The organism is Embleya scabrispora DSM 41855 (assembly GCF_000372745.1).
Classification (GTDB): domain Bacteria; phylum Actinomycetota; class Actinomycetes; order Streptomycetales; family Streptomycetaceae; genus Embleya; species Embleya scabrispora.
The window spans coordinates 1-23,431 of sequence record NZ_KB889746.1; the positions used below are offsets into that span (position 1 = coordinate 1).

Genomic DNA, 23,431 nt, shown 5'->3' on the forward strand with positions numbered 1-23,431 from the left:
CCCGGAGCGAAGCGGAGGGACACGAAGTCCCGAGCGAGGGGCCGCCTTTTTCTCGGAGGAGCGAAGCGGGGGAGAGAAAAAGGCGGTGCCTCGCGAGCCGGCGCCGAAGGCGCCCAAAAAAAGCGACCCGCAGGTCGCTTCTCCGTCCGCCTCGGTGAGGTGGAACGAAGGCCGGGGGACGATCCCGGCGACCTGCGGGTCGGGTGTCTGCCTGGTGTTGCCGGCCGCCTGCCTGCGTCCGTCGCGGTGCACTCACGACGGGGCCTGCCGAGCCGGTAAACCGGAGTGGCGGCTAGCGGGCAGCCACCTCACGCGTCCGAATGCCATACAACTTCAGACCACCTCCTCTCCCGTGTGCCAGTGAGGTTAGATCGGCCCGTGGGCTGGTGCAACGCATTTATGGGGTGCCCGATCCCACATCGAAATCAGGAATAGATGCAGGGCACATTGGGATTGGATAGCGCGGGTGCCCTCTGCCTCGAAACGCCTGGCCAAGGCCGTCCTCGCGGACGTGACCCCGCTGCGCGAGTTCCCCGACTTCCGTCGTCTGTGGTTCGGCCACTCGGTCTCCTCGCTGGGTCAGCAGATGACCGCGGTCGCGGTGGCGATCCAGGTGTACGACCTGACCGAGTCCAATTTCGCGGTCGGTCTGGTGGGCCTGTGCTCGGTGGTGCCGCTGATCGTGTTCGGACTGCTCGGCGGCGCGATCGCGGACAGCCTGGATCGCCGACTGGTCGGCCTGGTGACCGCGAGCGGGCTCTCCGCGGTGTCGATCGTGCTGGCCGTCCAGGCGTTCCTCGATCTCGGCCAGGTGTGGCTGCTGTACGCGGCGGTGGCGGTGCAGTCCGCGTTCTTCGCGGTGAACAACCCCGCGCGCACCTCGATGCTCCCCAAGCTGTTGCCCGTGGAGCGGCTGCCCGCCGCCAACGCGCTGAACTCGATAGCCATGGCGCTCGCGATGACGGTCGGGCCGATGCTCGGCGGCCTGGTGATCGGCCTGTGGAGCTTCCAGGCCGCCTATCTGATCGACGCGATCGCCTTCTCGGCGGCGCTGTACGCGATGTGGCGGCTGCCGTCGATGCCGCCGACCCGGGCCGAGGGCGGGCCCAGGCGGGCTTCGGTGCTGGAGGGGCTGCGCTTTCTGCGGAGCAGGCCCAACGTCCGGATGACCTTTTCGACCGACATCGTCGCGATGGTGTTCGGCATGCCGCGCGCGCTGTTCCCGGCGATGGCCGCGACGCTGTACGGCGGCGGCGCCACCACGGTCGGCCTGCTGGTCGCGGCGCCGGCGGTGGGCTCGCTCGCGGGCGGCCTGTTCTCCGGCTGGCTGGGGCGGGTGCAGCGGCAGGGGCGCGCGGTCGTGCTCGCGGTGATCGCGTGGGGGACGTGCGTCGCGGTGTTCGGGCTGGGCGGCCCGCTGTGGCTCGGGCTGATCCTGCTGGCCCTCGCGGGCTGCGCGGACACCATCAGCATGGTCTTCCGCAACACGATCATGCAGGTGGCGACCCCGGACGAGATGCGGGGGCGGCTGGCCGGCGTGTTCATCGTGGTGGTCGCCGGCGGGCCCCGGCTCGGCGACTTCGAGGCCGGGTCGGTGGCCGCGCTGAGCACCGAGCGGATCTCCGTGGTCAGCGGCGGACTGGCCTGCGTGATCCTGGTGATCGCGCTCTCGCTGCGTTGGCGCGGCTTCTGGCGCTACGACGCCCGCAACCCGCGGCCGTAGCCGGCTGGGACGAAGCGCCCCCGGGACGACCCGGCGGGTCCGACCCGACCGAGCCGGCCGGACCCGGGCCGATGCGGCCGACCCGAGCCGACATGGCCGAGCCGATGCGGCCGAGCCGACCGGACGGGGCCGGTTCGACCCGGCCGACCGGCGCGGCGCGGGTCAGGCGCGCGGTGCGATCCACACCTGTTCGGCGTGCGCGGCCACCCGGCCCTCGGCGTCGTAGAGCGTCGTCGCGGTGCGCACCTTGCGGCCCTCCCGGCCGAGTCGGCGCCCGAGCACGACGCACGGCTCGTCCGGATAGGGCAGCGCGTACACGTGCGCGGTCATCCGGCCGAGCAACAGCGCGGTGTCCCGGTCCATCCCGGTCCAGCCACCGGGGCAGTCGAGCGCGGCCCAGACGAACTCGGGGCCGATCTGCTCGGTGCCGGGCGCGACCAGCGAGGTGTGCGGGGTCCACACACAGGCGTTGGTGTCGGGACGGTCGGCGAGCATGCCCGGGAACAATCGCAGACCGTCGCCCTCGGCCCGTTCGGTGCCGCACACGAAGCACTCGGTATAGGGGTTCCACGCCGCGAACCCGGCGAAGGATCGGCTCGCCTCGCTCGCCTCGGCGGGGGTCACCGGGTCGATCGGGGTGGGCAGCGGCAGCGCGGCGTCCACCGGCACCGCCTCGGCGATCGGCTCGTCCTGCCGATGCAGCGTCAGCACACCGGTTCCGGCGTCGCGGGTGAGCGCCAACGACCGGTCCAGCGGCACCGCGCGGCGCAGCGTCACGGTCACCCCGGAGGCCGTCCCGTCGCCTGCGCGGCCGGCCAGCAATCCGGCCAGATAGCCGCCGTTGCCCATGCCCGGCGGCCCGTTGAACCGACCCGGGACCACGATCGCGGCCGTGCGCGGGTCGGGCACGCCGACCGACCGGGCCGACGCCGGGTCGGATGCCGGTGCGGACGCCTGCTCGGCCCCGGTCGGCGTGGATGACGGATCGGTCGACGACTGCCGGTCGGGGGCTTGCCGATCCGCGGCCTGCCGGTCCGAGGACTGGGACCGCGCGTTGGGATGCACTGCCGGGTTCACCTCAGGTAGAAGATCCGGTCCGCGTGTTCGGCCAGCAACCGCTCGTTCCACGCGGCTCCGCCCTCGACGTTCGCGGACATGAACACCGGGGGCTCGATCCCCCGGGAGACCAGATGGCCGATCACGCCGACCATGAGTGTCTGCAGCACCGCCGAGCACACCACGCCCGAGGTCGGGCCGATCCGCTGCGGCACGCCGTCCGCCTCCAGCGCGGCGTCGCCCGGCGGGATGGCGGTGTCCAGCACGATGTCGCAGTTGTCGAGGACTCGGGTACCCGACGGGTGCCTGGGCGATTCGGCCTCGCTGGCCACGATCGATGTGACGCCGACCACGAGCGTGCCGCGCTCGCGCGCTCGACGCGCGATCTCCACGGGCAGCCCGTTGCGTCCGGACAGCGAGATCACCACGAGTACGTCGCCCTCGCGCAGGCCCGCGCCGTCGAGTACCGGACCGGCCAGCTCGGCGAGCTTCTCCACCGCGGTGCTGACCGTGATCGGGCGCACGGTGAGTTCGTTGCCGGGGGCGATCAGCGGGTTGGCCAGGATCAGGCCGCCCGCACGGTAGATCACGTCCTGCGCGGCGAGCGCGGAGTGGCCGCCGCCGAACACGAACAACCGGCCACCGGCCGCCAGCGCCTCGGCGACCCGGTCCGCGGCCCGGTCGATGGTGGGCAGTTCCTCGTCCCGCAGCCGTTCCAGCAGTGCGATCGCCGCGTCGAGGTAGCGCGCACCCAGCTCGACCATGCCCGGTCCTCCCGATTCCTTCGGTGCGTGTGCGGAGCTTCGTATACGGATCCGCGGTGCGTACGCGGATCCGGCACCTTACCGCCGGATCGCCTCGTAGCGGTCGAGTGCGACGCGTCTTTCCTCGGCGTGCTCGACGATCGGGTCGGGGTAGCCCGCGACGCCGATCTTCCACGGCTCGTGCACCGCCTTCCCCGCGATGCCGCGCAGCTCGGGCACGTAGCGCCGGACGTAGTCCCCGGCGGGGTCGAACTTGCGGCCCTGGGTGATCGGATTGAAGATCCGAAACCACGGCGAGGCGTCGGTGCCACAGCCCGCGGTCCACTGCCAGCCGTGGCTGTTGGAGGCCGGGTCGCCGTCCACCAGGTGCCGCATGAAGTGCGCCGCGCCGCGCGTCCACTCCTGATGCAGGTCCTTGACCAGGAAGGACGCGACCACCATCCGCACCCGGTTGTGCATCCAGCCCTCGGCGAGCAGTTGCCGCATCCCGGCGTCCACGAACGGGAAGCCGGTCCGACCCGCGCACCACGCGTCGAACAGCGCGTCGGCGTCCGGGCCGCTGTCGTAGCGCATGCCGGCCATGTCCCGGTTCAGGTACTCCCGCGCGGTCTCCGGCTGATGCCACAACACGTCGGCGTAGAACTCGCGCCAGGCCAGTTCGGCGCGGAAGGTCTCGTCGACGCGGCCGGCGAGCAGCGTGCGCGGGTGGATCTCGCCGAATTTCAGGTGCACCGAGAGCCGCGAGGTGCCGGCCAGGTCGGCCCGGTCGCGCAGCTCGCGATAACGATCCAGGCCGTGCGCGCGGAACGCCTCCCACGTCGCGCGGGCGACGCGCTCGCCCGCCTCGGGCAGCCGTACCCCGGCGGGCGCCGGCGCGGTGGGTGGTTCGACCGAGTCGGCACCCGCCCACGCGAGGTCGGTCGGGCGCGGCAGCGGGTCGTGCCGGCCGTGGTCGAGCCACGCGCGCAGGAACGGGGTGAACACCCGGTACGGCGTCCCGTCGGCCTTGCGCACCCGTCCCGGAGCCACCGCGTACGGCGATCCGGTGGCCCGGAACGGCACGTCGAGCGCCGCCGCCACGGCCGCGTCGCGGGTGCGCCCGTAGGGCCCGAAGTCGGCGGAGACGTGCACTTCGGCGGCGCCGACCTCGCGCACCAGCGCGGGCACCTCACGGGCCGGGTCGCCCGCGCGGAGCACCAGACGCCCACCGATTTCGCGCAGGTCCGCGGCCAGGGCGCGCAGCGCGTCGACCAGGTGTGCGCGGCGCGCCGGGCCCGAGGCGTCCCACACCACCGGGTCGAACACGAACAGCGGCAGCACCCGGGCGGGCTCGCCGTCCCCGGTGCCCGGGAAGCCGGTGCCGGCCGCGGCGTGCAGCGCCGGGTGGTCGGCCAGCCGCAGATCCCGGCGGAACCAGAGCACGTGTACACGATCGAGGGATCCGGACAAGTCGGAGGACTTCCGGGATGGCAATGGCATACCGGAACGTTATGACCGTACGCACCCGACAACGCGGGCCCACACGGGCGGGACACACGTACGGATGAAGCGGCGGCGCGCGTCGGACGGCGCGGGCGGGGAAAGCCGCGGGGACCCGATCGGCCGGACGTCCGCATCGGCGGTCCAGGTGCGTCAGAATTGGACGGCAGGACCACCCAAGAACGGAGCCGCTGGTCGTGAGTGGACTCATCGACACCACGGAGATGTACCTCCGGACGATTTTCGAGCTGGAGGAGGAGGGCGTGGTCCCGCTGCGGGCGCGGATCGCGGAGCGGCTCGAGCAGAGCGGGCCGACCGTGAGCCAGACCGTGGCACGAATGGAGCGGGACGGGTTGTTGACGGTCGAGGGTGACCGTCATCTGGAACTGACGCCCGAAGGGCGGGGAATCGCGACGCGGGTCATGCGCAAGCACCGGCTCGCCGAGTGCCTGCTCGTGGACGTCATCGGATTGCCCTGGGAACAGGTGCACGCCGAGGCGTGCCGTTGGGAGCACGTGATCAGTGAGCAGGTGGAACGCCGTCTGCTCGAATTGCTGCGCTACCCGAAGGAATCGCCGTACGGCAACCCGATCCCGGGCCTGGAGGAGCTGGACCAGGAACTGCACGCCGACTCCTTCAAGGAAGGCGGGCTGGTCACGCTGCTCGAGTCGGCGGGACCGGAAGGCAAGAACGTCGTGGTGCGGCGGCTCGGTGAGCCGCTGCAGACCGACGCGCAACTGATGTACACGTTGCGCCGGGCCGGGGTTCGTCCCGGAGCGGTCGTGAGCGTGCACGAGTCGGCGGGTGGCGTGATGGCGGGCAGTGGCGGCGAGGCCGCGGAGTTGTCGCCGGAGGTCGCGTCGCACGTGTTCGTGGCCGCGCGGTAGTCGCGGGTCGACGCGCGGGATATCGGGCCCTCGTCGCCGGTTGTTTCGGCGTCGAGGGCCCGTCGCGTTGCGGGTGGCTCGGGATGGTGTTCCCACCCGGCCCACCCGTGCCGTCGGGTGGGCCGGCTGTGGTTTGCCGGCAACGGGCGGCCCGTCGCCGGGGCGGCTGCGGCCTGCGGCGGGAGCTACCTGGCGTCGGACAGGGTTCGGCCGCAGGCATAGGCGATCGGGCTGACCAGTTCGCGGGCCTCGGGGAGCCAGCGGTTGAGTTCGGTGGGTTCGCGAGCCCACGAGGCGCTGCCGGAGTTGCTCATCCGGGACGGCGGGGCGACGACCCAGTCGCCCTCGCCCTTGGGAATCAGGTCGATCGTGCCGGTGCCCCAGCCGGTGCGGCGCAACATCTCGCCCATCTTGTCCCGGGCACCGGGCAGGACGAAGAACTGCAGACGTCGGGTCGGCGTCGCGATCACCGGGCCGAGCGGCAGGCCCATGCGCTCCAGACGGGCCAGCGCGAGGCAGCCGGCCTGCTCGGGGACGTCGATCACGTCGAAGCCGCGACCGGTGGGCAGCAGGATCGCCGCGTCCGGATGCTCGGTCCACCAGCGCCTGACCAGTGTCGGCGAACTGGCCGCCTGGACCGCCCAGTCGCGCAGGATCGGGTGCGCGCCCGGAGTGACGCACCCGGAGTGGCCGCAACTGCAACGACGCCCCGCGCTGTTCTCGACCACCGCGGCGCCGGGAACCACGTCCCAGTGCCGGTCCTCGGCGTAGCGGACTGCGGTCTCTACAAGCGTGTCGCGGGCGAGTTGCCGGGCCCCCAGGGTGTCTTCCACGTGCTGCACAACTGCACGGCCCCACGTTGGTTACGGCCGGGCGCCGCCCCGCTCGCGGCCACCCGTACGGCGTTCCTCGAACGGCGCCGGGTCGCGCGCCGCGCGGCCGCGCTCCGGGCAGGCGAAACCGGATGATCAGGGGTGATGGGATCATCGGTCGCCATCCGGCGCAAGGGGGGCGCATGGGTGCAGAGCCGGGGGCGCAATGAAGGGTGCCCTATCCGCTGCGCTATACGGGTCACTACGCTCCGTACGCGGATGACATTTCATACGACTGCCGGGCAACATCGGCAATTCAGGCCGGCCTGCACCTCGGCATGTGGATGACGTCCGCCGGACACGCAGCACGGACTCATCAGGCATCAGGGCACGGACACGACGGGAGCGTACGATCCCCCGTCGCGCCGATCCCGCATGTCGCAAGCCCGCACCAACGGTCGGGAAGGGAACGCGGATGGCCGCGCGAACGCAGGCGACGAGACAGCCCAACGAGAGGCTGACGGCACTGATCCAGGAGGCCGGCTGCTCGAATGCCGGGCTCGCCCGCCGGGTCAACATGTGCGGGGCCGAACACGGCATGGATCTGCGCTACGACAAGACCTCGGTGGCCCGTTGGCTGCGTGGTCAACAGCCGCGCGGCGCGGTGCCGAACCTGATCGCCGAGGCGATCGGCCGCAAGCTCGGCCGACCGGTCACCGTCGAAGAGATCGGCATGGCCGACGGCCGCTCGCTGGCGACCAACGTCGGTCTCCAGTTCGCCGCCACCCCGGCGGCCACCGTCGAGGTGGTCACCGAGTTGTGGCGCAGCGACGTCAACCGGCGCGACTTTCTGCTCAACTCCTCGGTCGCGGTGGCCGCGCTGGTCGCGCCCAGCCGGGACTGGCTGATCACCGAGCCGGACGCGCAGGTGGCCAGGATCGGCGGGCCGCGGGTGGGGGCCTCCGACATCGAGGCGGTGTGCGCGACCACGGAGATGTTGTCCGCGCTGGACCACCGCTTCGGCGCCGGGCACATCCGCCCGGTCGTGGTGCACTACCTGGGCAGCGTGGTCGCCCAACTGCTCAACGGGACCTACTCCGACGAGACCGGTCGGGCGCTGTTCGCCGCCGTGGCCCGACTCACCGAGCTGGCCGGTTACATGGCCGTGGACACCGGCCAGCCCGGTCTCGCCCAGCGCTACTACATCCAGGCCCTGCGACTGGCCCAGGCCGCGAACGACCGGGCCTACGGCGGCTACGTGCTGGCGGCCGGGATGAGCCACCTCGCGGGCAGCCTGGGCAACCCGCGCGAGATCACCCAGCTTGCCCGCGCCGCACAGGAGGGCGCCAAGCAGGAGGCCACCCCGACCACCCAGGCGATGTTCCACGCCGCCGAGGCGCGCGGGCACGCGCTGCTCGGCGACGCGCGCGCCTGTGAGGCATCGCTGGCGCGGGCCCAGTCCGCGATGGACGTCGCGACTCCGGACGAGGATCCGTCCTGGATAGGGCACTTCTCCCAGGCGTACCTCTCCGACGAGTTCGCGCACTGTTACCGCGATCTGGATCGGCCTCGGCAGGCCGAGGCGGCGGCCCGCGCGGCCCTGGACGGGCATGCCGACACGCGGGTGCGCCGGCGTGCGGTCGACACCCTTCTGCTCGCCACCGCGCACCTGCAACAGAACCGGCTCGACGAGGCGTGCGCGGTCGGCGCCGAGGCGCTGGACCTGGTGGGCAGGCTGCACTCGGCGCGCGGCCTCGAATACCTCAAGGATTTCCAGCGCCGGCTGGAGCCGTACCGGGACGAGCACGTGGTCCGGGAATTCGCCGAAGCCGTGCACGCCGTCCCGGTCTGAGCCCCGCCCGGGCCGCCGACCTGCGGCGCGGCGGCCGCCGCGGGCCGTCGGCGGCGGCCCGCCCGGCGCCGATGCGAGGTGCGCCGCTGTCCGTCACTCGAACGTCTGAGTTACCGTCGGGCGGACGGGTTATGGCCGCCGGGCGATCCGGGCGGTCGTGCGACCGCCGGGCCCGAGGGCTTCGGGCGACGAACGGGTGGATGGCATGGGATCGGCTGAATCGGGCGGACGGGGCCCCAATGGCGAGCAGCCGGGGCCCTCGCCCTTCGGCCCGCTCGAACTCCCGCGCGACGAGACCGAGGTGCTGCCGAGGTTCGAGGACTACGCGGACCAGGGACCCCCGCAGGGCTACGGCGCGCCGCAGCAGTACCCCGGGCAGCAGCAGCCGTACGGCGCACCACAGCCGCCCTACGACCCCGACACGCCGTACCGGCCGAACCCGGCCGATCCGCCCGGCGCCACCCGGCTCGGCCCGCCGCCCGTGTTCGCGCCGCCGGCCGGACCGGGACAGGTGCCGCCGCGTCCGCCGCACGCGCCGCCCGGTGCGTCCGCTGCCGCCGGCGTACCGATGGGAGCCGGAGCCCCGCCGGCCGGGCCGGACCCGTTCCGACCGAGCCCGGCGCCCGCCGCCGGACCGGCCGACGCCACCCAGGCGTTTCCGGTCAGCCTGTTCCGGGACGAGGCCGGCGGGCCGCCGGCCGGACCGGGGCCGATGGGCGCCCCCGGACAGCCGATGCCCCCGGCCTACTCGGCTCAGCCCGCGCCGCCCGGCCACTCGACGCCGCCGCCCGCCGGGTACGCCGCGCCGCAGCCGTATGCCCCGCACTACGCGCCGCCGACCGGCCCGCCGCACGGACCCGGCCCCGACGACCACGCCGGCTCGGGCCCGACCGGCCGCTCCCGGACGCCGCTGATCGCCGCCGGGGTCGGTGCGCTCGTCGTGGTCGCCGCGATCGGCGCGTTCGCCGGCGGCGCGTTCGGCGACGACGACAAGAGCGACACCGCGGGCAAGGGCGCCGCGACCACCGCGCCCGTCAAGCCGGACGCCTCGGGCGCCGCCACCCCCGGGACCACCGCGCCGCCCGCCAAGGCCGACAACGGCGCCACCGCGCAGGCGTCCGCCGTCGACCGGCTGCTCCAGGACGGCGCCGGATCCCGGCAGGCGGTGTCCCGGGCCGTGCAGCAGATCCAAAAGTGCGAAGACCCCGCGGCCGGCGCGCAATCGCTGACCGAGGCCGCCCGGCAGCGCGACCAGCAGATCGCCGGCCTGGCCAAGCTGAGCACCGACAAGCTCGGCAGTGGTGCCGAACTGGTCGCGGGACTGCGGGAGGCGTGGGCCGCCTCCGCCGAGTCGGACCGCGAACTCGCGGCCTGGGGAACCGAGATGGCCCACGGCGGCTGCAAGGACCACCGCGCCGAGTACACCGAACACAAGCGCGCCGCCGACCGCGCGGGCGGTCGGGCCACCACCGCGAAGAACAAGGTGGTCGGACTCTGGAACCCGATCGCCTCCGACAACAACCTCAAGAAGCGCAGCGCCGGCGACTTTTGATCCGGGCCGGCCCGTCGACCGGGCGCCGCCGCCGAGCCGGCACGCCCGCGAGTCGGTCGGGGACGGCTTCTGTGCTAACTCCCGCGTGACCGTCCGGCAACAGGGCCGTAACACACGTCGGCGAGTCTCACCCCATGGAGACAGGCACGGGGGCCGAGCCGCTGATCGGGTTCACCATCGGCGTCACCGCGGCCCGGCGCCGCGAGGAACTCGTCGGGCTGCTCCGGGATCTGGGCGCCAAGGTGGTGGACGCGCCCACCGTGCGGATCGTGCCGCCGGCCGACGACCCGATCCTGCGTCGGGCGACCGACCGCGCCCTGGAACGCCGACTCGACTACGTCGTGGCCACCACCGGGGTGGGCTGGCGCGGCTGGTTCGCCGCCGCCGAGAGCTGGGGGCGAGGCGCCCGGCTGACCGCGGCGTGCCGGGCCGCCGTACTGGTCTGTCGCGGGCCCAAGGCCGGCACCGCGGTGCGCGCGTGCGGCCTGCGCGAGGTGTACTCGCCCGGTTCGGACGCCGGCGACGAGGTGCTGGCCTGGCTGCTCGCGCGCGATCTGCGCGGGCGGCGGATCGCGGTCCAGGAACACGGCGCACCGCTCGCGGGGTTCGCCGACACGCTGCGCGGGCGCGGTGCCGACGTGCTGGAGATCCCGGTCTACCGCTGGGGTCCGCCGGACGATCCGAGCGCGGTCCGCCGCCTGGTGGAGCAGACCGTGCGCCGCGAGCTGCACGCACTGACCTTCACCAACGCGCCCGCGATCGGCGCGTTCCTGGAGACCGCCGAGGAACACGGCCGCGGGGCGGAGGTGTTGGCCGCGCTGCGTGCCGACGTGCTGCCGGTGTGCATCGGGCCGGTGTGCGCCCGGCCGCTGGCCGAGCAGGGCGTCGAGTCGGTGTGGCCCGAACGCGGTCGGCTCGGGTCGCTGGTGCGCACGATCGCCGAGGCACTGCCCGCCCGGGCCCGCCGCGAATTGCACATCGGCACCGAGCGACTGGTCCTACAGGGCAACGCGCTGCTCGTCGACGGCCGGACCATCTGGCTGCCGCCGGTACCGGGCGCGGTGCTGCGCGCACTCGCCGAGAAGCCGGGCTGGGTGCTCAGCCGGGCCGAACTGCTGCGCCGGGTGTGGGCCGACACGCGCACCGACGAACACGCCGTGGAGGCGGCGGTGGCCCGGCTGCGCACGGCGCTGGGACCGTACGCGGGCCTGGTGCGCACGGTCACCAAGCGCGGCTACCGACTGGCCGTGGACCCCTGAGCGGGTGGCCGCGGCACCGCGAGCAAAGCGGTATATTTCCAGCGCCCGCCACCCCCCGCCTGGTAGGAGCCGAGGGCCAACCCGCACCATGGCTGGGTGACAGGGGGTGAACACGAACCTTGATACGCATACGAAAGCGCACACGACTGTCGGCGGTCGTGCTGTTCGCCACGACCTTGGCCGGTGCCGCCGCATGCTCCGGATCCTCGGACACCGGCCGGATCGCCGACACGGTGGCCAGCGCCGGGCCGAGTTCGGTGCGGCTGTCCTCGACGGGCTCCAAGCCGGTCACGACGGACCGCCCGAGCAGCAGCGTGCCGCCGGTGGTCCCGCCCGCCGCAGCCGGTGACACCGCCGAATCGGGCGCCTACGGGAGCGAATTGCTGACCCACCTGCGGACCACTCCGCACGGGAGCCACGTGACCAGGGTCCGCGTGGCCAGCTCGTACAAGGTCTACAAGGTCACGCTCGAAACGGACCTGGTGCGTGGCGACGGCTCGAACCTCCAGGCCGAGGAGATCGTCCGGGACCGTGCGGGCAAGCTGCTCACCGAGACCGCGCAGTGGGCCGAGGACCACCCGGCGCTGTGGGTCGGCGGGATCGAGATCCTCGACTCGGACCGCGACGCGATCGACTTCCGGCTCGGCGCCGAGCGGGACGACCGCAAGGCGGCCGCGGACGACTACGGCGCGGCGATGCTGGCCGCGCTGCACACCACCCCGGAGGGGACCCACCTGCAGCAGGTGCGGCTCACCCTGGACCACAAGGGCAAGTACGAGGTCGCGATCGACACCGACCTGTCCTCGCACCTGCCGGGGGACTACACCACGGAGGCCGCGCAGGCGTTCAACACCGCGGCCCGGATCGTGCTCGTGGCGCAGAACTGGATCCGCGACCACCCGGGCTTCGTGGTGGTCGCGCTGCGCGTGTACGACGTCGAACGGGGACTGGTCACGATCAAAGTCGTCGACTGAGCCGACCGACCGAGCCCGCCGACCGAGCCGATCGCCGCCCGCCGCGCGGACCGCCCGGTTGCCGGGATCGGTCCGGTCTGCGGCATGATCGGTGGGAATTCGCGGTGATCGAAAGCATCCCGCCCGAAACCGATCGGGAACGGAACGGGATCGGATCGGCGAAACCGAAGCGGAGACAGGGGAGGAGGCGCCACGATGACACGTATGCGCCAGAGCACCGTTCCGTGGTGGCGTTGGCGGGCCAAGGTCCGCTCCGCGCTGCACATGTTCGGCGACCCGACGTTCCAGCGCGAGTCCTGGCTGGCCGGCCGCCCGGAGTACGGCTCGATCACCGATGCCGTCTATCGCCTCGTCGGCGATTCGTGGCTGGACCGCTGGTCGGCGAACACCTACGTCGGCTGCCTGGTCGTGGACGCGGACGAGGCCGCGCTGGTGGACGCGGCCGTGCTGGAGATCCTCGCCGTCCTGCACGACATCGGCGAGGACGCGCCCGCGCCCGCCTACCTCACCCACCCGCGCTGGCCGCAGGTCGTCGCCGCCTCGCGGGCCGCGCACGTCGCGCTCGCGAAGGCGGACGAGGACGACCCGGACGCGCCGCCCGACTCACTCGACGTGCTGCGCATCCGTACCGGCGGGCGCTGACCCCGCGCGGGACGTGGGATCCTGTACGACCGGCGGGTCCGCCTGCTCGGCAGGCGCACGGATCGGCCCCGCAGCCAAGCCGCGGCGGACCGACATCCGGAAGGCCGTACGAATGCCGCAGATGGAGAAGAAGGGCGCGTCCATGACCGAGCAGACCCAGCCTGTCGACGGCACCGGTGCCGGGTCGACCGGCGGCCAGTACGTGCTGACGCTGTCCTGCCCGGACAAGCGCGGCATCGTGCACGCGGTCGCCAGCTTCCTGATGATGACCGGCTGCAACATCGTGGACAGCCAGCAGTTCGGCGACCGCGACACCGGCCTGTTCTTCATGCGTGTGCACTTCACCGCCGAGCAGGGCGTCGAGCTCGAGGCGCTGCGGGCCGGCTTCACCGCGGTCGGCGCGTCCTTCCGGATGGACTGGCAGATCCACGACGGCGACGCGCGGATGCGCGTGTTCGTGATGGTCAGCAAGTTCGGCCACTGCCTGAACGACCTGCTCTTCCGCAGCAGCATCGGGGCGCTGCCGATCGAGATCGTGGGTGTGGTGTCCAACCACCGCGACTTCGAGGAGTTGTCCCGCTCGTACGGCGTGCCGTTCCACCACATCCCGGTCACCCGGGAGACCAAGCCCGAGGCCGAGGCGCGACTGCTCGCCCTGGTGCGCGAGTACGACGTGGAACTGGTTGTGCTCGCCCGGTACATGCAGGTCCTGTCGAACGACCTGTGCAAGCAGCTCGAGGGCCGCGCGATCAACATCCACCACTCGTTCCTGCCGAGTTTCAAGGGCGCCAAGCCCTACCACCAGGCGCACGCGCGCGGGGTCAAGCTGATCGGCGCGACCGCCCACTACGTCACGGGCGACCTGGACGAGGGCCCGATCATCGAGCAGGAGGTCGAGCGGGTGGACCACGCGGTCACCCCCGCGGGCCTGGTGGCGGTCGGCCGCGACGTCGAGTGCCAGGCGCTCGCGCGCGCGGTCAAGTGGCACTCCGAGCGACGCGTGCTGCTCAACGGGACCCGCACGGTCGTCTTCACCTGAGCGACCCGAGCGGCTCGGGCGACCTGAGCGGCTCGGGCGACTCGGGTGACCCGAGTGACCCTGGTTGACCCGAGCGCGCCGAGTGCCGAGCCAGGCCCCGCCCACCTCACCTGACACTCAGCACGAACGCCGCCACGCCGACCAGGGCGGCCGCGGCGCCGGCGAGTCGGCCGGCCCGGCCGGCCCGCGGGAACTCGGTGCGCTCCCGTGGACCGTCGCCGTCGAAGTCGCGGACCACGGGTCGCACCCGGGGGCGATGCCGATCGCGGCCGAACACGACACAGGCTACGGCGGTGATCCACGCGGCTACCCCGACGACGAACATGCCTCGGGAATGTACGCCCGACCCGGTCGGCTGTCACAGCGGCGCGCGTGGTGCACGCCGGGGCGCACGCCGGCCGCGCCCGCGCCGACCGGAAAACCCTTTGCGGGGTGGGCGGTTGCCGTGGCTTGATGGAGGCCGAGCCGAGACGGGACCTTCCGTGTGTCCTGTCCTTGTAGGGAGAGGAGCGAGCCGGTGCGGTTCCGTGACAACAGCCGATGCCCCGTCAAGGGTGCCTCGGCCCGCCGCGTGTAACCCCTGCTTCGCTTCTGCTCCGCGGGTCCCGCAGTCGCCAAACCCTGCGGTCCCGCCACCGGCCGCCCCGTGCCGCACCCGGATTCACCACCCGGAGTGCGCCGGGACGGCCCACCAAGACTTCGAGCCGATGTGCTCATGTTTCGTCGTACCCACTCAGGAGAGTGACCAGATATGTCGTACACCGAGGTCCCGGGCGCCCGGGTACCGATTCGCATGTGGACCGACCCCGCCGCGGTCGAGGGTCAGGCCATGCAGCAGCTCCGCAACATCACCACTCTCCCGTGGCTGCACGGCCTGGCCGTGATGCCCGACGTGCACTTCGGCCGCGGCGCCACGGTCGGCTCCGTCATCGCCATGCGCGACGCCGTCTGCCCGGCGGCGGTGGGCGTGGACATCGGCTGTGGGATGAGCGCGGTCAGGACCACGCTCACCGCGGCCGACCTGCCCGACGACCTGTCCCGGGTGCGGTCCAAGATCGAGCAGGCGATCCCGGTCGGGATGGGCATGCACGGCGAGGCGGTCGACCCGAGCAGGCTGTACGGACTCTCGACGGCCGGTTGGGCCGAGTTCTGGTCGCGGTTCGACGACGTCGCGGACGCGGTGAAGTTCCGGCGCGAACGAGCGATGAAGCAGATGGGGTCGCTCGGGTCCGGCAACCACTTCGTAGAGTTTTGTGTCGATACATCCGATTCGGTATGGCTCATGCTGCACTCGGGCTCGCGCAACATCGGCAAGGAGCTGGCGGACCACCACATGTCGGTGGCCCGGTCGCTGCCGCACAACCAGGGCATCGTCGACCGGGACCTCGCGGTGTTCATCAGCGGCACCCCGCAGATGGACGCGTACCGCTCCGACCTGTACTGGGCGCAGGAGTACGCGGCGAAGAACCGGGCGATCATGATGGCCCTGTTCCAGGAAGTGATCCGGCGCGAGTTCCGCAAGGCCCGGGTGGGCTTCGAGGAGCCGATCAGCTGTCACCACAACTACGTCTCGGAGGAGATCTACGACGGCGTGGACCTGCTCGTGACCCGCAAGGGTGCGATTCGGGCGGGCAGCGGCGACCTCGGCATCATCCCGGGTTCGATGGGCACGCGCTCGTACATCGTCCGGGGCCTGGGCAACGAGGACGCGTTCAACTCCGCCTCGCACGGCGCCGGCCGCAGGATGAGCCGGAACGCCGCCAAGAAGCGGTTCACCGTCGAGGACCTCGCCAAGCAGACCGAGGGCGTGGAGTGCCGCAAGGACTCGGGCGTCGTGGACGAGATCCCGGGCGCCTACAAGAAGATCGAGCAGGTCATGCGGCAGCAGCAGGACCTGGTCGAGGTGGTCGCCGAACTGCGCCAGGTGATCTGCGTCAAGGGCTGAGGGCCCGGACCCGGACCGGTCGAAGTCCCGCCCTCCGCGAGCGACCGCTCGTCGGGGGACGGGACTTCGGCGTTCCCGGACGTTGTCCGGGGTGGTGCGTCAGGAGGTGCGGGTGGTGCGGGAGAGGATGTGGACGGCTCGGGTGAGGGTGGCCAGGGCGGCGGTGGCGGCCAGGGTGCGGGCGATGTTCCAGGCGATCCAGGTGTTCTCCACGTCTTCGCGGAGCTTGGCGGGGTCGGTGATCCTCGCGGGGTCGCCGGCGTCCTTGAGCTTGTTGTTGAGCGGGATGTTGCCGCCCATGGTGATCAGCATGCCGACGAAGGCGAGGACCACGCCGGCGATGATCCAGCGGTTCGCTTCGGTGAGGCCGAGCTTGCGGGTTCGCACGATCGAGATCACGCCGAGGATCGGGGCGCCGAAGAAGCACGCGAAGAAGACCGGGTTCTCGATCCGCTTGTTGACCTGCTGGAGGACGTCGATGAAGGTGCGGTCGTCGACGTGTCCCAGGCCCGGCATGATCGCGACGGCGAAGGCGAAGTAGACACCGGCGACCAGACCCGTGGTGAGCAGGGTGGCGCCGAGCAGTACGGCGGCGGTGCGGGTGGGACGTGGGGTGGTGCGCGAAGTCGTGAACTGCTCGGTCATGCCTGGATCCCCGTTTTCGAGTGGCTGGGTGCCGGGTGGTGTTCGTCGGGTGCCGGTCGTGGTGTCGCGTCGTCAGCGGGTCAGGGCCACGACGAGGCAGGCGGCCGCCGCGATGCCGGAGAGGGCGCGCACGTGGTTCGCCCTCGTCCAGTCGGTGAGGTAGCCGGCCCACAGGCGCTCCTCCGCGGCGGAGTTCGGTTCGACCGCGGCGAGCGCGTTGTTGCGGGGCACGTGGTAGCCGGCGGTGAGCACGATCGTGCCGAGCAGGTAGAGCACGGCGCCGACGAGCAGGTACACCGCGTACGCCTCGCCCCACGAGACGACCGCCGCGATGCCCAGGCCCACGCACAGCAGGGCGGTGCCGAACAGGCCGGCCATGAAGGGGGCGGTCACGGCCGTGACGTTGATCGAACGCATGGCCGCGGCCCCCTGAGCCGCCGGCAGCCGGCCGAGGCCCGCCATGACGAAGGAGGAGAAGCCGAAGAAGACTCCGCCCATGGATGCGCAGCCCAGGGCCGCGACAAGCGTCAGGATGAACAGGGGGCCGCTCATGGTCACACCTTCCAGACGCCGCGGGCGGCGGCGTCGCGTGCGTAGTCGGAAAAGTCGCGGGGGGCCCGACCGAGCGCGCGCTGCACACCGTCGCAGACGTGTGCGTTGCGCCCGTCGAGGACCTCGCCGAACAGGAAGGACAGCAGGTCGATGACCTCGGCGGGCACCCCGTGCTCGGCCAGGACCGCCGAGTATGCCTCCAACGGGACCTGCACGAACGCGATTTCCCGGTCAGCCGCACGAGCGATCTCGGCGACCGCGTCGGCGAAGGTCAGCAGCCGCGGGCCGGTCACCTCGTAGACCTGGCCGGTGTGTCCGTCCTCGGTGAGCGCGGCGACCGCGACGTCGGCGATGTCGTCCACGTCGATGAAGGGCTCGCCCACCTCGCCGACCGGAAGTGCGACCTCGCCGCCCAGGATCGGCCCGAGGAACTCGCCCTCGTCGAAGTTCTGCGCGAAGAAGGAGGCCCGCACGATCGTCCACTCGGCGCCGGACGCGCGCACTCGGGCCTCGGCGTCCTGCGCCTCGGGCTCGCCGCGGCCGGACAGCAGGACCAGGTGCCGCACGCCGCTCTCGACGGCGAGGTCGGCGAACGCGCCGACCGTGTCCGCACCGCCGGGCGCGGCGATGTCGGGCTGGAAGGAGATGTACACGCGGTCGATGCCGCGCAGCGCCGGACCCCAGGTCGTGCGGTCCGCCCAGTCGAACGGGATGGGCGCCGATCGTGAGCCGAGCCGGACCGGGCGGCCCAGCGCGGTGAGCTTCTCGGCGATCCGGCGGCCGGTCTTCCCGGTCCCGCCCAGGACCAGCGTGGTGGTGTTCGTGGTGCTCGTGGGGTGCTGCTCGCTCGTCGTCATGGCTCTATTCAATGGCCTCGCAATGAGACTGAACATCGCTGAAACACCCAATTACATGTTTGATCGTCTAAGATTTCCCCATGGATGCTCTCGCGAGTCTGCTCAACGGGCCTCGGGCGCAAGGCGCCTTCCTGCTCCGTTCGATGCTGAGTCCGCCGTGGTCCATGCGCATCCACGACGAAGCGCCACTGACCATCGTGTCGATGGTGCGCGGCCATGCGTGGATCGCGCTGGACCGGGGTGAGGCGATCCGACTGACCGCCGGTGACGTGGCGATCGTGCGCGGCCCCGACCACTACCGGATCTCCGACGAGCCGGGCTCGCAGCCGCAGATCGTCATCCATCCCGGCCAGCGCTGCTCGACCCCGGACGGGCGGGACCTGGCCAAGGAGATGGCCTTGGGCGTGCGGACCTGGGGCAACAGCGCGGACGCCGAGACGATCATGTTGACCGGGACGTACCAGATGGCCGGCGAGGTCAGCCGCTCGCTGCTGGAGGCGCTGCCCACGCTCGCGGTGATCCGACACAGCGAAGGGGACTTCGCGGTGATCCCGCTGCTGGCCGACGAGATCGTCAAGGACGGGCCCGGGCAGGACGCGGTCCTGGACCGGCTGTTGGACCTGCTGCTGATCGCCATGCTGCGCACGTGGTTCGCCCGGTCCGGGTCGGACGCGCCCGGCTGGTACCGCGGTTACCGCGATCCGGTGATCGGGCACGTGCTGAGCCTGATCTACAACAACCCCGAACAGCCGTGGACGGTCGCTTCTTTGGCCGCCGAGGCGGGGGTCTCCCGGGCCTCGCTGGCCCGGCGGTTCGCCGAGCTGATCGGCGAACCGCCGATGACGTTCCTCACCGGCTGGCGCCTCGCCCTGGCCGCGGACCTGCTGTGCGAACCGGACGCCACGGTCGGCGGGGTCGCGGAGAAGGTGGGCTACGGCGACGCGTTCGCGCTCAGCACGGCCTTCAAGCGGGTCCGGGGGATGAGCCCGCGCGAACACCGCACCCGGGCGCTGCGGCGCGAGGGGGTAGGCGTCGACGGCTCCCGACACCTGCTCGCGGACCACAACTGAGCACCGGGGTCGGCCCGGTCGGTAGTGGCCCGACCGGCGCCAGACCGGTTCGGGCCACCGCACAGCACAGCCCGGCCGCGAGCAGCACGCCCGCCGCCGCGACCGCGGCCATCAGCTCGCCCGCCTGTCGGACGCCCTTGTCCACGACGTCCGAGCGCAGCGCCACCTGGACCGCCCCGCCCGGACCGCCCTGGGTGGTCAACATCCGAGCCGGTCGGCCGCCGACGGCGATCCTCGTATGGAACGCCCGGCGCTCGCGGGCCGCCACCTCGCGCGTGGCCGACTCGACCGGCACCAGATACGGCGTCGAATCGACCTGACCGAGGGCCTGCGCCGCACCTCCGCCTGGATCGAGGCCAACCCGCACGCCTTCGCCCCGAACCGCTACCAGGTCCGAACACGAACACCGGCGACGTACGCCGCTGCCGGGTCGACCGGTACGAGCAGGCCGGTCGGCCGCCGGGCGGGTGGCGCCCAGGCGTTCAGTAGGCTCGCCAGAGGCGGCATCAACAACCAAAATCAAACAAAACCAAACCCGATCCGATCCGAATCGAACGGTACGCGCGTGGCATCTCGTATCACGGTCGTCGAGACCGCACGACTGGTTCTGACCCGACCCCACCCCGAGGACGCGGCGGCGGTGTTCGCCGTGCACGGGGACCCGGAGACCAATCGCTACAACCCGCACGGGCCGATGCGCTCGGCCGAGGAGGGGGTCGTGTTCCTGGACTCGATGATCGAGGACTGGGAACGGGACGGGATCGGCTATTGCGCGGTGGCGCCGCGTGAGGATCCGGCCGCGGTGTTCGGCTTCGCCGGGACCCAGTTGACCCGGCGGCTGCGGCCGGACGGCATACCGGTGTTCAACCTCTACTACCGTTTCGCGCCGGTCGCCTGGGGGCGGGGCCTGGCCCGCGAGGCGGTCGACGCCACCCTCGACCTGGCCCGCCGGACACTCCCGTCGATGCCGATCGTCGCGGTGATCGACGCGGCCAACGTGCCGTCCCTGACCCTGGCCCGCCGGGTCGGCTTCCGAGCGAGCGACGCGTTCGTGGACCGGGAGGGCCGCGACGTGTACCTGCTGCCGCAGGACGACGCGACGACTTTTTCCTAGCCCTGGGCGCCGGCTTCGGCCCGCTCGGCGAACACCGCGCGGGCGACGGTGATGCCGTTCAGCGCGGCGGGGAAGCCCGCGTAGCCGACCATCTGGGTGATCGTCTCGACCACTTCCTCCTCGGTGCCGCCGACGTTGAGCAGGCCGTGGATGTGCACCGCGAGTTGCGGCGCGGCCGTGCCGAGCGCGGTGCACATCGCGATCGTGGCGAGTTCGCGGGTCTTCAGGTCCAGGCCGGTGCGCGAGTACACGTCGCCGAACGCGAACTCCAGCAGGTAGCGGCCCAGATCCGGGGCGATGTCCCGGAGCGACGCGATGACCTGCTCGCCGGCGTGGCCGTCGATCTCGGTGAGCGCGGTCAGGCCCCGGCGGTAGCGGTCGGCGGTGGTCTCGCCGGGTGCGGGAGCGTCGACCGGTGCGGCCTCGGCCGCCGCCGGGTGGGTCTCGAAGACCTCACGGGCCGCGGTCAGCCCGTTGAGCGTGGCGGGGAAACCGGCGTAGACGCAGACGTGGATCAGGGTCTCCACAATCTCGCGCCGCGTGCAGCCGACGTTGAGCGCGCCGGTCAGGTGGAAGCGCAACTGCGGTGCCGCGTGGCCGATCGCGGCCAGGGCCGCGACGTTGGCCAACTGCCGCTCCCGGAGCGTGAGTCCGGGTCGCGAGTAGATGTCGCCATAACCGAACTCGACGGTGTATCGGGCCAGATCGGGGGCGATGTCGGCGAGGCTTTCGAGCACGGCGGGCCGGTCGGTGCCGGCGACCTGCCGCAGTACCGCGAGGCCACGCTCGTAGCGGTTGTCAGGGGTGGTGGAAACGGTGTCGGTTGCGCTGTTCATGATCGGGACTCTACGAGTTGGAGTGAACTCGAAGTCAAGGACGCGTGCGGCACGCCACCCTCGATCGGGCCTGTCGGGCGGCGTCGATATCTTGCTCGCGTGTCTGAGCACAGGGGGAGCCGGGACGCAGGCGATGGCCGCGACCGGATGGATGGACAGTCGGGTGGGGCTGACGCGGACGACCCGTTCGCCAAGTACGTCTTCGACGATGATTTCGTCAAGGCCGCGACCCGAACGGAAGGATCCGCACGAGCACGGATGTTGGCCCGCCGATGGGCGAACGAGCCGCCGCAGGAACACCCTTGGTGGTCCGATACACCCAAGGCACCCGGCCGCCGGCGTCGGCTCAGGACGGTCGTGATCACCGTCGCCGTGCTCGCCCTGGTGGCCTTCGCCGCCGCTCCGGACCGGGTGTTCGGCTGGTTCGACGCATCGAACACGGCCACCGCGGACGACCCGATGGCGCAGCCGCCGGTGACCGGAGTCGCCACCTCCGTACCGTCGGTGGCGGCGCAACAGCAGGGCGGGGCCTCGGACACGCCGACCCGGAAGAACCCGTTCGCCGGGTCGCCGGCGCTCAACTACGCGGACAACGAGGCGGGCCTGTCCATGCCCGAGGCCAAGGCCGTGCCCGGATACTCCGTCGCCGAGGTCACCGAGGCATTGGAGCTGACCCGCCGGCTGCTGATCGCGGGCAACCTGGACCGCGACGTGCTCGCGGGTGGCCGCCCGGCCGGCTACCTCGCGCTGCTGGATCCGGCCGACGGTCTCGTCGCGCGGATCGAGAAGGCGATGACCGCGACCCGATGGGACGCGGATGGTGACAACCCGAAGGCGTGGATGACCAGGTTCGACCCCAAGGACGTCGAGCCGGTCGGCTCGGTGATCAAGGTCAACGGGATCACGAGTTACGACATCGACCGCGAGGGCATGCTGACCGTGCACGCCGACTACTCGTTCGTCTACCCGGTGGCCAAGACCGGCGGTGGACCCGGTGCGAGCGTCACCCGCTCGGTGGTTCGCCGGGTGCTGGAGACCAAGGTGTACCGGGGGCCCCGCTACCGGTCGACCGCGCGCGGCCGGATCGCCGTGGCGAACGTCGACAACGACATCGCGAACAGTTCGTGCACCCGCTTGGACGGCTTCGTGCGCCCGGAGTTCCCCGAGGACCGCACACCCACCGGAACCTCGACCGGCGCCCCGGCGACGGTGGATCCATACGACCGCACCAAGCCGATCGACGCGGAAGCCGTCCCGGGCGCTTGCCAGGTCGCATCCCGGACCTGAGGCCACGAACGGCCCGAGCGACCGACCGAAGGCGCGTCGATGTCTCGAATCCCCCGCCGCAGACCTCCGACCCGCCTAGAACAACCCCTCCTGCACCGACCCATCCGGTGCCCGACCCGTCTCCAGCGGCTTGACGGCGATGCCCCGGGTGCGACCCCGAGCCGGCGTCAACTGCCAGCCGGTGAGCAGCCGCAGATCCACGAACAGTGGCCCGGTATCCGTGGTGATCACCGCGTCGTGCCCCGCGACGCACGTGAACTCGCCATGCAGCAGCGCGTCCTGGGTCAGCCCGGCGACCTGATCCCGGGTCGGTGGGGGCGGTTCGGTGAGGCCGTAGAACCGGGTCAGGTCCTGGATGTCGCACGGCGCCGGAGTCAGCGTTTCCGGCAGGAGCCGAGTCAACCGCGCGTGTGCATCGGCGAGTTCGGCCGGCGGACCGGGCGTTCGGGTGCGCCACCAGGCGGCCGCCTTGGCCTTGTGCGGTATCCGTTCCCGGACCGTGCCGGTGGCCGAGCACGCGCGCTCGGTGCTGCGGACGGGCACCAGCGGGCCGTGCGCGAGCCACGTGAACATCGGCGCACCCTGGTCGGCGAGCCGCGCCGCGCGACGCTCGGTGGCGGTGAGACCGACCTTGACCAGCCCGGGCCCGAACCACGCGAGGTAGAGCGAGAACGGCCGAGGATCGTCCATCGCCTGATCCCGCGCCAGCTTTCGGCCCGGATCGGCCAGCGCACACGCATCGCACTGCGACCGCGGAGCCGTCGCCGGCAGCGGCGTGAGCACGGGACACGGAACACGTCGCCCACTCTTGCGCCGAATACCCACACACGTACGCGGACCGGCCAACCGCCACCCGGCGGTGGTGCCGGGAGCGAGCACCTGAAGCGACTCCTCGTCCGCCGCGTCGACCAACACCAAATGCGGCCGACCCTCGTACCAACGAATCCCAGTGGCAACCAGCCCGGTCCGCTGCTGAGGCACGATCATCCACCCACGATAAGCGACCCCCACCAGCCGCCCCACCCCCGACGCGTCAACACCCCCAACCCACGCCACCTCCGACAACCAACACACGCCCCAGCCCCC

At 71.9% G+C, this 23,431-nt stretch carries 23 protein-coding genes; 13 read left to right on the forward strand and 10 right to left on the reverse strand.

Annotated elements, in window-relative coordinates:
- Window positions 1-466 precede the first annotated feature (466 nt).
- Window positions 467-1,723: an MFS transporter gene (locus A3IC_RS0151065; RefSeq protein ID WP_245600021.1), complete on the forward strand. Its 1,257-nt coding sequence runs from the start codon at window positions 467-469 to the stop codon at window positions 1,721-1,723.
- Between the two features lie 162 nt (window positions 1,724-1,885).
- Here the strand turns inward: A3IC_RS0151065 and A3IC_RS72310 are convergent, their stop codons facing one another.
- The 3 genes from A3IC_RS72310 to A3IC_RS0151080 form a co-directional block, all read right to left on the reverse strand.
- On the reverse strand, window positions 1,886-2,800 hold the full coding sequence (locus A3IC_RS72310; protein WP_020557779.1) for a hypothetical protein: 915 nt from the start codon (window positions 2,798-2,800) through the stop codon (window positions 1,886-1,888).
- Entirely contained in the window at window positions 2,797-3,543 is a 747-nt protein-coding gene (locus A3IC_RS0151075; RefSeq protein ID WP_020557780.1) for a sugar isomerase domain-containing protein, read from the reverse strand. Before A3IC_RS0151075 ends, A3IC_RS72310 begins: the two co-directional genes overlap by 4 nt.
- Before the next feature lie 78 nt (window positions 3,544-3,621).
- Complete coding sequence (locus A3IC_RS0151080) at window positions 3,622-4,965, reverse strand: cryptochrome/photolyase family protein (protein WP_020557781.1); 1,344 nt, start codon at window positions 4,963-4,965, stop codon at window positions 3,622-3,624.
- Between the two features lie 254 nt (window positions 4,966-5,219).
- Here A3IC_RS0151080 and A3IC_RS0151085 point away from each other — a divergent pair, with 254 nt between their 5' ends.
- The gene (locus tag A3IC_RS0151085) at window positions 5,220-5,909 is read left to right on the forward strand and encodes an iron-dependent transcriptional repressor DtxR (RefSeq protein ID WP_020557782.1); all 690 of its coding nucleotides are present in this window, start codon (window positions 5,220-5,222) and stop codon (window positions 5,907-5,909) included.
- 185 nt (window positions 5,910-6,094) lie between these two features.
- On the opposite strand, the gene A3IC_RS0151090 is transcribed toward A3IC_RS0151085, so the two are convergent.
- Window positions 6,095-6,751 carry a bifunctional DNA primase/polymerase gene (locus tag A3IC_RS0151090; protein WP_020557783.1) on the reverse strand — a complete coding sequence of 219 codons (657 nt, stop codon included), beginning with the start codon at window positions 6,749-6,751 and terminating at the stop codon, window positions 6,095-6,097.
- Window positions 6,752-7,196: 445 nt separating this feature from the next.
- Here A3IC_RS0151090 and A3IC_RS0151095 point away from each other — a divergent pair, with 445 nt between their 5' ends.
- The 6 genes from A3IC_RS0151095 (at window position 7,197) to purU (ending at window position 14,039) form a co-directional block, all read left to right on the forward strand.
- On the forward strand, window positions 7,197-8,573 hold the full coding sequence (locus tag A3IC_RS0151095) for an NsdA family TPR-like regulatory protein (protein ID WP_020557784.1): 1,377 nt from the start codon (window positions 7,197-7,199) through the stop codon (window positions 8,571-8,573).
- A gap of 205 nt (window positions 8,574-8,778) precedes the next feature.
- Window positions 8,779-10,125, forward strand: a complete 1,347-nt coding sequence (locus A3IC_RS69590) for a hypothetical protein (protein WP_020557785.1) — start codon at window positions 8,779-8,781, stop codon at window positions 10,123-10,125.
- A gap of 134 nt (window positions 10,126-10,259) precedes the next feature.
- Window positions 10,260-11,384: a uroporphyrinogen-III synthase gene (locus A3IC_RS0151105; RefSeq protein WP_020557786.1), complete on the forward strand. Its 1,125-nt coding sequence runs from the start codon at window positions 10,260-10,262 to the stop codon at window positions 11,382-11,384.
- 119 nt (window positions 11,385-11,503) lie between these two features.
- Window positions 11,504-12,358, forward strand: a complete 855-nt coding sequence (locus tag A3IC_RS0151110; RefSeq protein ID WP_158696472.1) for a hypothetical protein — start codon at window positions 11,504-11,506, stop codon at window positions 12,356-12,358.
- A gap of 204 nt (window positions 12,359-12,562) precedes the next feature.
- Window positions 12,563-13,000: an SCO4402 family protein gene (locus A3IC_RS0151115; RefSeq protein WP_020557788.1), complete on the forward strand. Its 438-nt coding sequence runs from the start codon at window positions 12,563-12,565 to the stop codon at window positions 12,998-13,000.
- 142 nt (window positions 13,001-13,142) lie between these two features.
- Window positions 13,143-14,039: a formyltetrahydrofolate deformylase gene (purU, locus tag A3IC_RS0151120; RefSeq protein WP_026219716.1), complete on the forward strand. Its 897-nt coding sequence runs from the start codon at window positions 13,143-13,145 to the stop codon at window positions 14,037-14,039.
- Between the two features lie 106 nt (window positions 14,040-14,145).
- Here the strand turns inward: purU and A3IC_RS0151125 are convergent, their stop codons facing one another.
- Window positions 14,146-14,364, reverse strand: coding sequence for a hypothetical protein (locus A3IC_RS0151125; protein WP_020557790.1), 219 nt, complete (start codon window positions 14,362-14,364; stop codon window positions 14,146-14,148).
- Window positions 14,365-14,790: 426 nt separating this feature from the next.
- On the opposite strand from A3IC_RS0151125, the gene A3IC_RS0151130 reads away from it, so the two are divergent.
- The gene (locus A3IC_RS0151130) at window positions 14,791-15,984 is read left to right on the forward strand and encodes an RtcB family protein (RefSeq protein WP_020557791.1); all 1,194 of its coding nucleotides are present in this window, start codon (window positions 14,791-14,793) and stop codon (window positions 15,982-15,984) included.
- Window positions 15,985-16,083: 99 nt separating this feature from the next.
- Here A3IC_RS0151130 and A3IC_RS61445 read toward each other — a convergent pair whose 3' ends face one another.
- The 3 genes from A3IC_RS61445 to A3IC_RS0151145 form a co-directional block, all read right to left on the reverse strand.
- Window positions 16,084-16,629, reverse strand: a complete 546-nt coding sequence (locus A3IC_RS61445) for an anthrone oxygenase family protein (RefSeq protein ID WP_020557792.1) — start codon at window positions 16,627-16,629, stop codon at window positions 16,084-16,086.
- Between the two features lie 72 nt (window positions 16,630-16,701).
- Window positions 16,702-17,181, reverse strand: a complete 480-nt coding sequence (locus tag A3IC_RS0151140; protein ID WP_040878955.1) for an anthrone oxygenase family protein — start codon at window positions 17,179-17,181, stop codon at window positions 16,702-16,704.
- A 2-nt stretch (window positions 17,182-17,183) separates the two neighbouring features.
- Window positions 17,184-18,038, reverse strand: a complete 855-nt coding sequence (locus tag A3IC_RS0151145; protein ID WP_020557794.1) for an NAD(P)H-binding protein — start codon at window positions 18,036-18,038, stop codon at window positions 17,184-17,186.
- 80 nt (window positions 18,039-18,118) lie between these two features.
- Between A3IC_RS0151145 and A3IC_RS61450 the strand changes: the two genes are divergently transcribed.
- The 3 genes from A3IC_RS61450 to A3IC_RS69600 all read left to right on the forward strand — a co-directional run bounded on the left by A3IC_RS61450 (window position 18,119) and on the right by A3IC_RS69600 (window position 20,222).
- A complete protein-coding gene (locus A3IC_RS61450; protein ID WP_052174174.1) occupies window positions 18,119-19,108 on the forward strand; it encodes an AraC family transcriptional regulator in 990 nt (329 codons plus the stop codon).
- A 137-nt stretch (window positions 19,109-19,245) separates the two neighbouring features.
- Entirely contained in the window at window positions 19,246-19,428 is a 183-nt protein-coding gene (locus A3IC_RS69595) for a hypothetical protein (protein WP_020557796.1), read from the forward strand.
- Between the two features lie 245 nt (window positions 19,429-19,673).
- On the forward strand, window positions 19,674-20,222 hold the full coding sequence (locus A3IC_RS69600) for a GNAT family N-acetyltransferase (protein ID WP_020557797.1): 549 nt from the start codon (window positions 19,674-19,676) through the stop codon (window positions 20,220-20,222).
- Here A3IC_RS69600 and A3IC_RS0151165 read toward each other — a convergent pair.
- Complete coding sequence (locus A3IC_RS0151165; protein WP_020557798.1) at window positions 20,219-21,058, reverse strand: carboxymuconolactone decarboxylase family protein; 840 nt, start codon at window positions 21,056-21,058, stop codon at window positions 20,219-20,221. The two genes, A3IC_RS69600 and A3IC_RS0151165, sit on opposite strands and share 4 nt — an antisense overlap.
- Before the next feature lie 99 nt (window positions 21,059-21,157).
- On the opposite strand from A3IC_RS0151165, the gene A3IC_RS0151170 reads away from it, so the two are divergent.
- On the forward strand, window positions 21,158-22,345 hold the full coding sequence (locus tag A3IC_RS0151170; protein ID WP_158696474.1) for an SCO2583/SCO2584 N-terminal domain-containing protein: 1,188 nt from the start codon (window positions 21,158-21,160) through the stop codon (window positions 22,343-22,345).
- Window positions 22,346-22,420: 75 nt separating this feature from the next.
- Here A3IC_RS0151170 and A3IC_RS61460 read toward each other — a convergent pair whose 3' ends face one another.
- On the reverse strand, window positions 22,421-23,332 hold the full coding sequence (locus A3IC_RS61460; RefSeq protein WP_079027232.1) for a DUF2797 domain-containing protein: 912 nt from the start codon (window positions 23,330-23,332) through the stop codon (window positions 22,421-22,423).
- Window positions 23,333-23,431: the final 99 nt, after the last annotated feature.

What these genes read in the sequence shown, in the direction of transcription:
- A3IC_RS0151075 (WP_020557780.1), bottom strand. Translation starts at nt 3,543, where the DNA reads ATGGTCGAGCTGGGTGCGCGCTACCTCGACGCGGCGATCGCACTGCTG.
- A3IC_RS0151095 (WP_020557784.1), top strand. Translation starts at nt 7,197, where the DNA reads ATGGCCGCGCGAACGCAGGCGACGAGACAGCCCAACGAGAGGCTGACG.
- A3IC_RS69590 (WP_020557785.1), top strand. Translation starts at nt 8,779, where the DNA reads ATGGGATCGGCTGAATCGGGCGGACGGGGCCCCAATGGCGAGCAGCCG.
- A3IC_RS0151105 (WP_020557786.1), top strand. Translation starts at nt 10,260, where the DNA reads ATGGAGACAGGCACGGGGGCCGAGCCGCTGATCGGGTTCACCATCGGC.
- A3IC_RS0151115 (WP_020557788.1), top strand. Translation starts at nt 12,563, where the DNA reads ATGCGCCAGAGCACCGTTCCGTGGTGGCGTTGGCGGGCCAAGGTCCGC.
- purU (WP_026219716.1), top strand. Translation starts at nt 13,143, where the DNA reads ATGACCGAGCAGACCCAGCCTGTCGACGGCACCGGTGCCGGGTCGACC.
- A3IC_RS0151125 (WP_020557790.1), bottom strand. Translation starts at nt 14,364, where the DNA reads ATGTTCGTCGTCGGGGTAGCCGCGTGGATCACCGCCGTAGCCTGTGTC.
- A3IC_RS0151130 (WP_020557791.1), top strand. Translation starts at nt 14,791, where the DNA reads ATGTCGTACACCGAGGTCCCGGGCGCCCGGGTACCGATTCGCATGTGG.
- A3IC_RS61445 (WP_020557792.1), bottom strand. Translation starts at nt 16,629, where the DNA reads ATGACCGAGCAGTTCACGACTTCGCGCACCACCCCACGTCCCACCCGC.
- A3IC_RS0151140 (WP_040878955.1), bottom strand. Translation starts at nt 17,181, where the DNA reads ATGAGCGGCCCCCTGTTCATCCTGACGCTTGTCGCGGCCCTGGGCTGC.
- A3IC_RS0151145 (WP_020557794.1), bottom strand. Translation starts at nt 18,038, where the DNA reads ATGACGACGAGCGAGCAGCACCCCACGAGCACCACGAACACCACCACG.
- A3IC_RS61450 (WP_052174174.1), top strand. Translation starts at nt 18,119, where the DNA reads ATGGATGCTCTCGCGAGTCTGCTCAACGGGCCTCGGGCGCAAGGCGCC.
- A3IC_RS0151165 (WP_020557798.1), bottom strand. Translation starts at nt 21,058, where the DNA reads ATGAACAGCGCAACCGACACCGTTTCCACCACCCCTGACAACCGCTAC.
- A3IC_RS61460 (WP_079027232.1), bottom strand. Translation starts at nt 23,332, where the DNA reads ATGATCGTGCCTCAGCAGCGGACCGGGCTGGTTGCCACTGGGATTCGT.